This window comes from Microcoleus sp. bin48.metabat.b7b8b9.023, assembly GCF_013299185.1.
GTDB lineage: Bacteria > Cyanobacteriota > Cyanobacteriia > Cyanobacteriales > Microcoleaceae > Microcoleus.
In genome coordinates this window covers 190,909-202,870 of sequence record NZ_JAAFKG010000005.1, presented here as the reverse complement: position 1 = coordinate 202,870, position 11,962 = coordinate 190,909, and the positions used below count along the sequence as shown (strand labels likewise).

Annotated in this window: 15 protein-coding genes and 1 pseudogene; 4 read left to right on the top strand and 12 right to left on the bottom strand. The window is 44.9% G+C overall.

Features of this window, described 5'->3' with window-relative positions:
* The 3 genes and pseudogenes from QZW82_RS05345 to QZW82_RS05335 form a co-directional block, all read right to left on the bottom strand.
* Window positions 1-88: pseudogene (locus QZW82_RS05345) on the bottom strand (IS1 family transposase); the annotation flags it as partial.
* A gap of 28 nt (window positions 89-116) precedes the next feature.
* Window positions 117-290, bottom strand: coding sequence for a BrnA antitoxin family protein (locus QZW82_RS05340; protein ID WP_293145679.1), 174 nt, complete (start codon window positions 288-290; stop codon window positions 117-119).
* Between the two features lie 133 nt (window positions 291-423).
* A complete protein-coding gene (locus QZW82_RS05335; protein WP_293145676.1) occupies window positions 424-663 on the bottom strand; it encodes a BrnT family toxin in 240 nt (79 codons plus the stop codon).
* Between the two features lie 284 nt (window positions 664-947).
* On the opposite strand from QZW82_RS05335, the gene QZW82_RS05330 reads away from it, so the two are divergent.
* The 3 genes from QZW82_RS05330 to QZW82_RS05320 all read left to right on the top strand — a co-directional run bounded on the left by QZW82_RS05330 (window position 948) and on the right by QZW82_RS05320 (window position 5,037).
* Complete coding sequence (locus QZW82_RS05330) at window positions 948-1,952, top strand: protochlorophyllide reductase (RefSeq protein ID WP_293145673.1); 1,005 nt, start codon at window positions 948-950, stop codon at window positions 1,950-1,952.
* A 527-nt stretch (window positions 1,953-2,479) separates the two neighbouring features.
* Window positions 2,480-2,635, top strand: a complete 156-nt coding sequence (locus QZW82_RS05325) for a hypothetical protein (RefSeq protein WP_293145670.1) — start codon at window positions 2,480-2,482, stop codon at window positions 2,633-2,635.
* A 125-nt stretch (window positions 2,636-2,760) separates the two neighbouring features.
* Complete coding sequence (locus tag QZW82_RS05320; RefSeq protein WP_293145668.1) at window positions 2,761-5,037, top strand: ShlB/FhaC/HecB family hemolysin secretion/activation protein; 2,277 nt, start codon at window positions 2,761-2,763, stop codon at window positions 5,035-5,037.
* Between the two features lie 74 nt (window positions 5,038-5,111).
* Here QZW82_RS05320 and QZW82_RS05315 read toward each other — a convergent pair whose 3' ends face one another.
* From QZW82_RS05315 to QZW82_RS05275, 9 genes are all read right to left on the bottom strand, one after another.
* A complete protein-coding gene (locus QZW82_RS05315) occupies window positions 5,112-5,663 on the bottom strand; it encodes a hypothetical protein (RefSeq protein WP_293145665.1) in 552 nt (183 codons plus the stop codon).
* A gap of 19 nt (window positions 5,664-5,682) precedes the next feature.
* On the bottom strand, window positions 5,683-6,876 hold the full coding sequence (locus QZW82_RS05310) for an XRE family transcriptional regulator (RefSeq protein WP_293145662.1): 1,194 nt from the start codon (window positions 6,874-6,876) through the stop codon (window positions 5,683-5,685).
* Window positions 6,877-6,990: 114 nt separating this feature from the next.
* Window positions 6,991-8,418 carry a 7-cyano-7-deazaguanine synthase gene (locus tag QZW82_RS05305; protein ID WP_293145659.1) on the bottom strand — a complete coding sequence of 476 codons (1,428 nt, stop codon included), beginning with the start codon at window positions 8,416-8,418 and terminating at the stop codon, window positions 6,991-6,993.
* A gap of 2 nt (window positions 8,419-8,420) precedes the next feature.
* Window positions 8,421-9,047, bottom strand: coding sequence for a hypothetical protein (locus tag QZW82_RS05300; RefSeq protein WP_293145656.1), 627 nt, complete (start codon window positions 9,045-9,047; stop codon window positions 8,421-8,423).
* 281 nt (window positions 9,048-9,328) lie between these two features.
* On the bottom strand, window positions 9,329-9,559 hold the full coding sequence (locus QZW82_RS05295) for a DUF433 domain-containing protein (protein WP_293145700.1): 231 nt from the start codon (window positions 9,557-9,559) through the stop codon (window positions 9,329-9,331).
* Between the two features lie 131 nt (window positions 9,560-9,690).
* Complete coding sequence (locus tag QZW82_RS05290) at window positions 9,691-10,056, bottom strand: clan AA aspartic protease (RefSeq protein WP_293145653.1); 366 nt, start codon at window positions 10,054-10,056, stop codon at window positions 9,691-9,693.
* A complete protein-coding gene (locus QZW82_RS05285) occupies window positions 10,034-10,324 on the bottom strand; it encodes a hypothetical protein (RefSeq protein ID WP_293145697.1) in 291 nt (96 codons plus the stop codon). Before QZW82_RS05285 ends, QZW82_RS05290 begins: the two co-directional genes overlap by 23 nt.
* Window positions 10,325-10,401: 77 nt before the next feature.
* Window positions 10,402-10,617: a hypothetical protein gene (locus QZW82_RS05280; RefSeq protein WP_293145650.1), complete on the bottom strand. Its 216-nt coding sequence runs from the start codon at window positions 10,615-10,617 to the stop codon at window positions 10,402-10,404.
* A 24-nt stretch (window positions 10,618-10,641) separates the two neighbouring features.
* Complete coding sequence (locus tag QZW82_RS05275; protein ID WP_293145647.1) at window positions 10,642-10,887, bottom strand: hypothetical protein; 246 nt, start codon at window positions 10,885-10,887, stop codon at window positions 10,642-10,644.
* Between the two features lie 407 nt (window positions 10,888-11,294).
* Here QZW82_RS05275 and QZW82_RS05270 point away from each other — a divergent pair, with 407 nt between their 5' ends.
* Window positions 11,295-11,912 (top strand): Uma2 family endonuclease, encoded by a 618-nt coding sequence (locus tag QZW82_RS05270; RefSeq protein WP_293145644.1) that lies wholly within the window; start codon window positions 11,295-11,297, stop codon window positions 11,910-11,912.
* Window positions 11,913-11,962: the final 50 nt, after the last annotated feature.

The window sequence follows — 11,962 nt, the reverse complement described above, 5'->3', positions numbered from 1 at the left end:
GACTGCATTGGACACAAATGTGATTTTGTTTTCCTTTCTTCTTGCCGTTTTTACGGATATGGGTTGATTTACATTCAGGGCATTGCATAAATTATTCCTCCTATTCATACTCTAACTCAGCAACGCCCATTAATCAATGTCTGATAATTTCCGCCACCCGCTAGATGCGTTTGTTCCCGGAACCAAGCCAACACTTCATCATCCAACCGAATGGTAATTCTGGTTTTACCGGAGGGCATTGGATCGATTGCTCCCCGTTTGCCTTTGCTGAAATCATATTCTGTTTCCATCTTCATGCCTCTTCGTATTGCTTCCGTTCACGACGTGTAGCTTTCCGGGCTGAAATCATATCAAATCCCGTTGCATAGGAATTATTAATCTCTCTATTCTCTCTCTGTGTCCTCTGCGCCCTCTGCGGTTAAATCATTCCGATACAACCGGAAACGATATCACCCGAATCTGATTGCCCCGGAAAGTGTAAACGATAACGAGAACTTGACCAAAAACATCCATACCAATTGTGATAAACCGTTCTTCGTCAAATCGCTCATCTTGGGTAGTAATTGCCAAATCGTCAGAAAAAACTGATACTGCATCAGCAAAGTCGATTCCGTGCTTGCTGAGATTGGTAGCAGCTTTGTCCTTGTCCCATTGATACCTCATTTAACTGTCAAATGCACGTTTGTACACTATTGTAGCGGCATCACCACAAAATCTGAAGATTAGACTCGGTGCAACAGTAACAGATTGATTGGGTCGATCGCACTTTTAGATCGATCGAATTTCCGAAAATGCTATCCCGTGTCGATCGGCAACCTAGAAAGTTGAGATCCAGAACGTTTGGGCCTATCCTGTTAACCTGAGGCCATCTCAAAACATCCGAGCTGCTAGCTCAGCTTTTGAGATACCCCAACATAATCAATTGCGATCGAAGCATTTTTAAGAAAATGGCACAAAATCACAAGTCAACAGTTATCATCACCGGCGCATCCTCCGGCGTCGGCTTGTACGGCGCCAAAGCCCTTGCAGACAAAGGATGGCACGTAGTCATGGCCTGTCGCGACGTGCGAAAAGCCGGAGACGCCGCTCAAGAGTTGGGCATACCTCAAGGTAGTTTCACGATTATGCACATTGACTTGGGCGATTTGGAAAGCGTGCGCCGATTTGCTCGGGAATTCAAATCAAGCGGCAAATCTCTAGACGCTTTGGTGTGCAACGCCGCTATCTATCTGCCTTTGATTAAGGAACCGCTGCGGAGCCCTGAAGGTTACGAGTTGACGATGACTACCAATCACCTCGGTCATTTCCTGCTGTGCAATCTGATGATGGACAGTATGAAGCCTTCCTATTATCAAGATGCCAGAATCGTGATTTTGGGAACAGTGACTCACAATCCAGACGAGTTGGGCGGGAAGATTCCACCGCGTCCTGATTTAGGCAAATTTGAGGGTTTTGAAGCGGGTTTCAAAGATCCGGTTTCGATGGTAGATGGCAAGCAGTTTGAACCTGTCAAGGCTTACAAAGATAGCAAAGTTTGCAATGTGCTGACGATGCGGGAATTGCACCGCCGCTTTCACGAATCGACGGGGATTAATTTCACTTCGCTGTATCCGGGATGCGTGGCGGATACGCCCCTTTTCCGCAATCACTATCCTTTGTTTCAGAAACTTTTCCCGCTGTTTCAGAAGAATATCACCGGCGGTTATGTGTCGCAGGAGTTGGCGGGCGAAAGGCTGGCGATGGTGGTTGCCGATCCAGAATACAAGCAATCTGGGGCTTATTGGAGTTGGGGAAATCGTCAGAAAAAAGATGGTAAGTCTTTTGTGCAGAAGGTTTCTCCACAGGCGCGCGATGATGAAAAAGGTGAGCGGATGTGGGAGTTGAGCGCTAAGTTGGTGGGATTGGCTGACGGAGCACCCATGGGTGCTGCTAGTGCGAGCCGCCCTGCATAATTAGGTTTGTAGTGAGGACTTCAGTCCTTCTTCTTGCGGACTAAAGTCCTCACTACGAACGAGTTGGCACAAAGGTTTGTAGTGAGGACTTCAGTCCTTCTTCTTGCGGACTAAAGTCCTCACTACGAACGAGTTGGCACAAAGGTTTGTAGTGAGGACTTCAGTCCTTCTTCTTGCGGACTAAAGTCCTCACTACGAACGAGTTGGCACAAAGGTTTGTAGTGAGGACTTCAGTCCTTCTTCTTGCGGACTAAAGTCCTCACTACGAACGAGTTGGCACAAAGGTTTGTAGTGAGGACTTCAGTCCTTCTTCTTGCGGACTAAAGTCCTCACTACGAACGAGTTGGCACAAAGGTTTGTAGTGAGGACTTCAGTCCTTCTTCTTGCGGACTAAAGTCCTCACTACGAACCTTGACGCACGATCTATGAAAAACTCGATTTTTTGGTTGTGCAGGCTACAATCTTTTGATTACTGTGAAAAAACCTGGTTTCTTGCTACTGGTGCGTTCTAAGGCTATTATGCTTGTGTGAGGGCTTGGAAATCGCAGGTTTTACGATCGCCCAAACTGATTTTTTTTGAGAATCTGCGATCGACTTACACGATATTTTTGCGGATCTGCATCCGGTTGCTGCGTAAGTTTTGGCGGATGAACCAAAAGGTCGATCGACCTTTTGGTTTTTAGCCGTTGGGAAATTCTTGGCAGCGCCCGGTGTTGCCTTTTTTTCGGTTAAGATTAATTGTTAGTTTAGGGTGCGCTGGTTCCTTAAAATATTTTCACCCAATCTAGCGAAATAATAATTATATCATATGAACTGTAGATCGCAAAAATTATTTTTAATTGCTGGAATCTTTGGCTTAGTTTGGTTGGGAAAACCGGGGAAAACATCCGCGAGCAACGTTGAAATTGTGACTTCAAATGTTGAGGATTTGGCAACAGTCAATAGCGGAGCCGATCGACCTTTACGAACCAACGACACGAATTTTGACACCCGCGAAGACTTGCCGGCCACTGAGTCCGATCGATCGACTTTGACATTAATTCTACCTGCGGAAACTCCCGATTTACAGCCAGAAGCCAATTCTGTCGATCGCACATTAGACACCAATGCTGGAGAAACTCAGCTTTCTCACCGAGATCAAAAGCTAAAAGAAAATATTAGGGTCAAAAAAACGGGTTTGGATGCCGATCGAGATTCGCAACCGATCTCAAATCCCGTGACATCGGAAAGCGAGACAGCACTCTACGATCGCAATATCATATCGTTTCCGGTTGCATCGGAATTATTTAAACAGTCAACAGTCAACAGTCAACAGTCAACAGTCAACAGTCAACAGTCAACAGCCAACAGCCAACAGCCAACAGTCAACAGTCAACAGTCAACAATCAACAGTCAACAGTCAACAGTCAACAGTCAACAGTCAACATCACCTGACAGTGTAACCGGAATTGATATCAGCCAACTGCCCAACCCAATTCAACCGAGAGAGCCGGAATTACCTGCACCAAGAACACCGCAGCCACCGCCACCACCTCCCCTCCAACCAACCCCGCTGACACCCGTTCCCGGCGACGTGAGGCCGGGGATTCCGGGTACAATTCGGGTTTTGCGCTTTGAATTTGAGGGAAACACAGCTTTTAGCGATCGCGAACTCGCAGAAGTTACGCAACAGTTTGCGGGGCGCGACATCACCTTTGCCGAACTGATCGCAGCAGAAGGGGCAGTGACTAAAAAATACGTAGCAGCAGGATACATCAATTCCGGCGCTGTAATTCCCGCCAACCAAACATTTCCCAGAGAAGGAGGTGTGGTGAAAATTCGGATTGTCGAAGGCGGATTGGATGAAATTCAGATTAGTGGAAACAGGCGTTTAAATGCCAATTACGTGCGATCGCGCTTGGAACGTGTCACCAGGCGGCCATTGAATCGCGATCGGCTGCTGGAAGCTTTGCAAATGCTGCAACTCGACCCCTTAATTGCCAATATTTCGGCAGAATTGCAAGCTGGAAGCCGCCCGGAAAACAGCCGTTTGGAAGTGCGGATTAAAGAAGCAGACAGCTTCAGCGGCGAAGTTTTTCTAGACAACAACCGATCGCCCAGCGTGGGCAGTTTTCGGCGCGGTATCCGCATCAATCAAGCCAATTTGCTCGGTTTGGGCGACGGATTAGAGCTATCCTACGCTAACACCGATGGCAGCAACGAATTCAACGGCAGCTACACAGTCCCCGTCAACGCGCGCAACGGCACGATTCGGTTTGCTGCGAGTGCTGCGAGCACTAACGTCATTGAGGAACCGTTTGATACTGCCGAAATTGAGGGGAAATCGCGGACTTACGAGTTAACTTACCGCCAGCCGATCGTCGAAAAGCCCGATCGCACTTTGGCTGTGGGAGTAACTTTTTCGCGGCAAGAAAGCGATACATTCCTGTTGGGAGAAAGATTTGCACTGTCGGCGGGAGCAAACGAGCGCGGTGAAACGCGGGTTTCAGCGGTGCGGTTTTTTCAAGAATACGTGCAGCGGAATACCCGACAAGTGCTCGCAGCGCGATCGCAATTTTCCATCGGTACCAATTTTTTGGGTGCTACTGCGAACGATAGCGGCCCTGACAGTAGCTTCCTGGCGTGGCGCGGACAAGCGCAGTACGTGAGGCTGCTAGCACCGGAAACCTTGCTAATAGTTCGTTCCGACATTCAATTCGCCGATCGCCCGCTGCTTTCCCTCGAACAAATCGGGATCGGTGGCGTGCAAAGCGTGCGCGGATACCGGCAAGATTTGCTGTTAACTGATAGCGGTGCGATCGCATCTGCGGAGGTGCGAATCCCGGTGTGGCGCGTGCCGAAAGTCAAGGGATTGTTACAAGTCGCTCCGTTTGTGGATTTTGGGGTAGGCTGGAACAATTCAGGAGAAAAAGCGAATGCTGAGTCTGACAAACTTTTGGGTGCAGGTGTTGGATTGGTGTGGCAAATGGGCGATCGGCTGAATATGCGTTTAGATTATGGCATTCCTTTGATTAATGTGAGAGGAGGCGATCGAACTTTCCAAGAAAAAGGCCTCTATTTTAGAATCAATTACTTTGCATTTTAAATTGCTAATTTGGGTTGCAAAATTAATAAGTAATACCAATTATTTATGAAGCTGCACATAATGGGAACCCTTATTTATTTCATTGCAGTTTCCCACCAAATCAGCAAAGGGTGATTTCGAGGAGGTTGATATTTCGCTCTAACTCGAATTGCAGTCAATGCAGCTTTTAATGTTACCGAGTCAATATTTGATTTTTCCGACCAATGTTCAATGATTTCCAGTGTCGATACAATTTGGATGTGAGGAGCCTCTTTTCTTAGAAAGGCAATCGCTCTCTTATCATCAGTTGCAACTGTCCATTCACGGTGAAAGGCGATTGCAAATGTTGCAGATTCTCCTTCATCCCTCATTTGAGCAGTATAGTTGATGAAAGTTTCTGCCTCTGCTTCCGATTCAAAATCTACGATTGATATTAAACCTTCTTGAACCGCCTGGTCAAAATAAATTGCACCTTCACTCTCCTCATTTTCAATCCGCTGAAGCGTCTTTAATTCTTTCGATCTAACAACTTCAGTAACTACAATTTCAGCGGGAATAGCTTGCAATATTTCTAGAAATTTTCCGGAAGCATAGAAATTTAGAATGCAGCAGGAATCTAGGACAATATGGGATTGTTTAATGTTCATTTTTAATTACCCAATTATCCTACGCCTGACAAAGGTCTAAATCAGCAACTTCTTCGATTATTCCACTTGAATGTTCGCTTAATGATTCTGCAATCCGTCGAGCTTCCAGGCGATCGACACCAAGAAAATCAGCAAAGTGTCCTTCGGTAATTAACCCTCGATCTAGTGCTTCTATCGCTAAATGCTGATAGTGAATAGGAGCCATATCGATGCGCTCCGTGATAGGCTCTAAGCCCATTTCCTGTTGAACTGTTCGGACTTTTAATCCTCGATCGCGCAGACGCTCCCAAGTTCCAGATGGCAACAATTTAATTGCTTCTAATCGATAGATTAAAGCTTGAATGGACACTCCATAATGGTGAGCTAAAGTGAATAAATTTGTTGCAGTAAACTTGCCATGAGATCGGTGCATATCGTTAAATCTCTTGAGTAAATCACTTGTCGGCATTAGGAAATAATTAGGGAAAGTATCTGCTAGTCTCTCGCTCTCTGGTTTCCTTTTATACTGATCGTCAAAATCAACTATGGGCTTCCGTCGATGAGCGAGAAAATGCAGGTAATCATGTGCTAATGACCAGCGTTTTCTCTCTTCAGGATGTCCAGCATTGATGGCGATGCAGCCACCCATTTGTTCGTTGTAGCTATAGATGCCTGAGTATTTAGGCGGCATCTCTATATAAAAAATTCGTAATCCGACACTCTGTTCTAAAATATCTCGCAGACGTGGAATAGGTGCATCACCAAGCCCAAGCCGTTGACGTTCTGAGATGGCAATACTTTCCGCTGCCGCCTCAAGTGGCATATTATCGATCTTGTACTCTTGTGGATAATTTCGAGGTAAGGGTGCATCCATCATCGCTTCGAGATCTAGATAGTTTTGGCACAGTTCCTCTAAGCGCAAAATAGTGGGTTTAATCCGTGCTGCTTCAGCTTCATTCTGCCCAAATGCCGAGCGATATTGAACCTCAAAAGGTTCTGTAACAGCACGAGGCTGAACGAAATCGCCGATGGCTTTTCCATAAGCACGGGCGAGTTTAATCAGTTCGGTTGCTTTGATCCGGCGTTCTCCTTTCTCAATTGCAACAATGGTTGTTCTTGCGGTATCAATGATCTGGGCTGCTTGAGCTTGAGTCATGTCACAGCTTTTGCGGGCTTGTTGAAGGAGCTCCCCCAATCTCGCTAGATCGATGTTGTCTAATATATTACTAGCCATTACAGTGTTCCTTAATCTTATTAAGCGATCGAATATAGCCTTTCTCAAAAAAGTGAGGTATGCCAGATTCTATGTACATCAAGGTTTGTGACCTTTGATATATACCTCATCTATCTAAGAGCCGCTATAGTTTCGATCTAACGACTCACTGTCCCTATTCTTAATGAGGTTGACTGATAGTTGAGATTTTACATCATCCCACTCAGCGACATACTTTTGATAAAGTCTAATTAACTTGCTCTGCATATCAAGAGTGGTCAACTTTTCTACGACTGAACATCGATCGACAATATCATCTAGTCTAGGAAATTTACGAGTTAACGCTTCCCACTGAATCTCATGTGGATTAGGTCGATTGAGTAAGCATCGTAGCGTCTCAACTTGTGCGAGCATATGTCGTAAACTCTCACTTGGATCTTTCACTGGTGAATAATTTCCATGTAATATTAGATATCGAGTCTTATCCTCTATTTTAGCAGCACTAAGAGCTTGTCGTCGTAAAAGGCAAGAGGAGCAATATCCACACTGACTGATATTATGTCTGTGGGGACTGTCGCATGACTTTGTTTTCGAAGATAGTCTACCTGTCAGGTCTTCTGCTAATATCTGACACATTTCAGATTTAGTTGAGAATAGGAATGGATTCCAGACCCGAAATGCCTCTCCTAGAAGCCCTGAGATCAGATCGCTCACTTTCAGCAAAGTCAATGGATGAACCGATCTGGTGTGATCTAATCCCAACGCAGATTCGCGATATGGAAGATTAATTGCACCAGTTCCATTTTCATAAAAGCAAAGCTCTTGCCGCCCCATTAAAGATGCACAGGCAGCACCCAGCATCGCAAATACAACACCTCTTGCGCGGGTAATTTTGTTTTTTCTAACTCCATTGCTATCAAATAAACCAATTGGAACTCGGTATAAAGTACAACGATTTGGAAAAATAGACCGAATTTGTTTTTCTGTATCTTCCTGTAGCTTGTGAACGTTAACATTACCTCCAGTGCCAAAAAGTAAGAATGACTTTTCTGGATGCGTTCGCAAACGTTGATAGAGACCAGCAAAGGCATCAAGACCACCACTCCACATGGCAACTTCACAATCCTGAGATGCTACTGGTAAAGATGGTTGCCGAACAACGGAACGTTCTGAATCCGATCTCTTTGGGAAGTCAAACAACCATAGACTTCCAGTAGCCCATTCAAGCAAATTTTCTAGCTGAGATCGAAATAATTCAGTATTCATTATTTCAGGATGACGGACTGGTAGTTTTACATAAATGCGACTTTGATCTTGGCGTAGATTTTGAAATGCAAGACGATCTGCGGAATGGATTGCAACAGCCAGATCGATTAGATCGGCAACTACAGATGGAAACTCTTGCTTGACTCGATAGTTAAATTCTTTATCTTCTATCGTAATTCCAATAGAACTCTCCTTTTTAGTAGCATGATCTGTAAACTGAATACACCCACTACTATTTACCCCAGAGCCAAAATCTAGCGTGTAATCACTATCGTGGGCATGAAATTCTTTCTTCATTGTTAGCATAGGTCTTCATCCATATCTACTGGATTTACTTGACGGCGTGGTGGTAGTCGTAACTTGGTTACACTTCCATCGATATTTGCCTTATTTGCCCAATTACCGATCGCAGAAACAACCGCAGGCTGAATTTCTTGAATTAGTTGTTTAAGAGTTCTATCTTTCATCCCTGCAAGATGTTCATCGGTTAGTGGTATACGACCATGAAACCCTGATTCCAGCACTGTGGTCATGTATTGCCCCAAAATTGCTTCCGAAATACTATTAGCAGTTAATCCTCGATCGTTACCATACCTAAGCTCATGTAAGAAACTCTTTCCAGCGAAAAGAATAAGCTCCTTAACGTCATGCCTTCCATCAACTTGAAGTATTTTTTCTATTTCCCTATTCGCAATACCCCAGTCAACAGAGTTATTCGCGCCCGCGATGTCAATAACCTGGGACAACATTTCACCCATCTGTTGGGCAAGAACAATTGGTAGATTGCCTTTTTTTTGAAGATCTTGCTTCAGTGCTGAGATTGCCATCCGAGTACACTCATCGATACTCGCTTTCCCCTCACAGAGCGACTCATATAGCTTTTTATAGTACCCAAGCCCATTGCGGAAAATATCTCCATCAGCCATGTTCTCTGCTCCAAAAATAGGAGTTTGCTTACACCCTCAATCTAGAGCATTAACCTGACATTGTCAACAGTCAAGGCAAATAAATCTATAAAATGTCAGGTTAATGCGTAAGCCGATCGACTGTATTCGCGGTCTAAGTCTCTACAACATATGGGTGATCGTCCACTAAACTGGATCGATGACCAACACTACAGCCTAGGCATTGCCAGCCCTGTCAAGGTGCGATCGCTCGCTCAAACGATTCGGCAAGTTGGGCGACAAGTTTTCATCAAAAAGTAATTTCATGCGGATAATGGGGCAGTCATGAACCGACGCTCGCGGTCAGCAGCATAAGCAATACAGGCTTTTAAATCTTCTCGCGTCAGATCGGGGAAATCCTCTAGAATTTCTGTTTCGGTCATCTCGGAAGCCAGGTACTCAAGCACTTCATAAACCGTAATTCGCAAGCCGCGCACACAAGGCTTACCACCGCGTTTATTGGGTTCGATCGTGATATGGTTCCGGTAGTTCATAGTTGGAATTATCGTCATTATGTTCTCGACCTTTGCAAAACCTTGTTCAAGTCTGAGTTACCTTCAAAACGTTTAATCAAGCTCTTAACTCTGCTTCGGGACACATCAGGATTAAGAGATCGGAATGGCATTTACAACTCATCGATCGTCACCAAACCACCCTCTGTGAACTGAATCACCAGTTCTTGTTCATTCAACAAGGCAGTTCCAATCAGGGGTCGTCGCCCTGTAGCCAATACACGAACATCTCGCTCCACTCCATCCCAAAAGATTGTCGCTTGATGAACTGCCAGAGAGACGGAACTATTATCTGCCAAGTTCGCAGACAGATTGTACAAAAACGGCAGCCTCAGTAAATTTACTGCTTCTGGCGGTAGACAAAGGTGATCGGTAAAACCTGTATCTACAACAAACTCGATCGGGAAAGTTGCGCCGTTCACCAGGAGAAATGTCAAGGTGACGATCGCATTTCTATCAGTTACTATACCGGAAATCACTACTCACACGCTCCATGACGCCACCTAAAGAAGCCGCTACATTGTAGCCGATACGAATCCCAAATAGTCTTGCATACGGGTGCTTTGCATAGAGATTGAGCGCAGCTTGAATACCCATTTCATCAACCTCATAGTCACCTGTCTCAATGTCGATGATAACCATTTTGCCTATATTTCCGTCTGTCTCAACCTTTTGACGAATTTTGCTTTCGTACAGTAGATTGGCACGTTTCGCAACTTCTTCGCTGCTTAACAGGATCGCTTGCATAGGTTGACTCCTAGTCTCTACTATATTTCCTCTTGATTCTACCCTGTAAATCAGATGATCGGTATCCAGTAAATATTTCATAGCTTATCTTCGGCTTTGAAGAAAAACTCATCCCCTTGGCGAATCCCTCGTCCATAGGCAAGTAGCTCCTCAAAGGCAGGTTCATCTTTGAAAGACCCGATAATTTGTTGCAACCAATTCGTTGGTTGAGGAGCCACAATTTGCTTCTGCAACTGGGCGATCGCTGTTTCCACTGCTGCAAGCCGTTCCTCTAAAGAAGTGTTAATTGCCATTTGAGTTTTCCTAATTAATCCTTCCTATCTAAAGGATAGCGAGTCATGTCCAAACAATCGGCGTCGCGCTTCCAACATTGCAGCCACTTCCTCATCTGTCGGTGCGGGTTGGTCTGTCTTTAGCAAGCCTCGCATCCGCTGAATCGCACCAGAACGATCGCCCCTGGCAACAGGCCGATCTTGTAAGGACTCAATGATGGCACTGACTAACGCAAGGCGATCGCTCGGTGGCAGTTTGAAGACGTGCTCCTTGACTTCTTGTAGCAACATAGACGGCTCCTAAGATTGAAGGTGTCTACCATCTAGTATGAACGATTGCGTTCTCCATGACCAGGTAGAATTAGATCCGATCCCGGTAACTCATTCAAACTCATGACTCTTCCTCCTCTGAGTTAGATCAAATCCGGTAGCATCGTCCTGTATTCATCTCTCTTATCTTCCTCTGTGTTCTCTGTGTTCTCTGTGGTTAAATCGCGATCGTGCAACGGTCAACGATATTACATTCAAAACCTTTGATAAATTTCTCACATCTTTAGCGCTGGCGGTCAAATTTTATTAACTGGCGGTCTCGATCGCTACTTGGATCGCGATCGCACTGATACGATCCAAATATATAATTATAATGGAACCGGAAACGGTATAAATCCTAACCTAGTTAACACAAGAGGGCTTGTCTTATGGTTCAGACAAAAACTAAACTAACATTTGTAGAGTTTCTCGAAAAGTACCCAGACGGATCGGGCATCTACGAACTTGTAAATGGAGAGATTGTCAAAGTGGAAGCAACCAGAGCCCATAAAAACGTAGCACGATATCTTGTTAAGTCTTTCGACAGAGAAAGCGAGCGCTTGGAACTTGACTATATCGTTGACAAAGATATAGTTTTCAGAACTGTAACAGCTTCTGGACAAGAGCAAGGAAGAAATCCTGATGTCGGCGTAGTCAAGGCATCAGTATGGAATACCAATGTCCGCGGCTACGGAGCCCTGATCGAACCTATCCAATTAGCAGTAGAAGTTACTTCAACTAACTGGGAAGACGACTATGTTGATAAGTTAGATGAGTATCAACGGCTAGGCATTTGTGAGTATTGGATTGTGGATTATTTAGCCCTCGCTTCTAGGGCTTATTTGGGTAATCCCAAAATTCCCACAGTTTTCGTTTACTCTTTGGAAAATGACCGCTATTCCGTTCAAAGTTTTACAGGTAGTGAGCGCATTATCTCTAAAACTTTTCCCGAACTAGAAATCACTGTAGAGCAAATTGTGCTTAGCAGCCAAATGCAAAACCTTTAGAGAAACGAGATGAGCTTACACCGATCGACTTTATCCTAAAAAGAGTTTTT

Excerpts from the sequence above, each read along its gene's own strand:
- QZW82_RS05340 (WP_293145679.1), bottom strand. The coding sequence starts at position 290 with ATGGAAACAGAATATGATTTCAGCAAAGGCAAACGGGGAGCAATCGAT.
- QZW82_RS05335 (WP_293145676.1), bottom strand. The coding sequence starts at position 663 with ATGAGGTATCAATGGGACAAGGACAAAGCTGCTACCAATCTCAGCAAG.
- QZW82_RS05330 (WP_293145673.1), top strand. The coding sequence starts at position 948 with ATGGCACAAAATCACAAGTCAACAGTTATCATCACCGGCGCATCCTCC.
- QZW82_RS05320 (WP_293145668.1), top strand. The coding sequence starts at position 2,761 with ATGAACTGTAGATCGCAAAAATTATTTTTAATTGCTGGAATCTTTGGC.
- QZW82_RS05315 (WP_293145665.1), bottom strand. The coding sequence starts at position 5,663 with ATGAACATTAAACAATCCCATATTGTCCTAGATTCCTGCTGCATTCTA.
- QZW82_RS05310 (WP_293145662.1), bottom strand. The coding sequence starts at position 6,876 with ATGGCTAGTAATATATTAGACAACATCGATCTAGCGAGATTGGGGGAG.
- QZW82_RS05305 (WP_293145659.1), bottom strand. The coding sequence starts at position 8,418 with ATGAAGAAAGAATTTCATGCCCACGATAGTGATTACACGCTAGATTTT.
- QZW82_RS05300 (WP_293145656.1), bottom strand. The coding sequence starts at position 9,047 with ATGGCTGATGGAGATATTTTCCGCAATGGGCTTGGGTACTATAAAAAG.
- QZW82_RS05295 (WP_293145700.1), bottom strand. The coding sequence starts at position 9,559 with ATGAACTACCGGAACCATATCACGATCGAACCCAATAAACGCGGTGGT.
- QZW82_RS05285 (WP_293145697.1), bottom strand. The coding sequence starts at position 10,324 with ATGCAAGCGATCCTGTTAAGCAGCGAAGAAGTTGCGAAACGTGCCAAT.
- QZW82_RS05280 (WP_293145650.1), bottom strand. The coding sequence starts at position 10,617 with ATGGCAATTAACACTTCTTTAGAGGAACGGCTTGCAGCAGTGGAAACA.
- QZW82_RS05275 (WP_293145647.1), bottom strand. The coding sequence starts at position 10,887 with ATGTTGCTACAAGAAGTCAAGGAGCACGTCTTCAAACTGCCACCGAGC.
- QZW82_RS05270 (WP_293145644.1), top strand. The coding sequence starts at position 11,295 with ATGGTTCAGACAAAAACTAAACTAACATTTGTAGAGTTTCTCGAAAAG.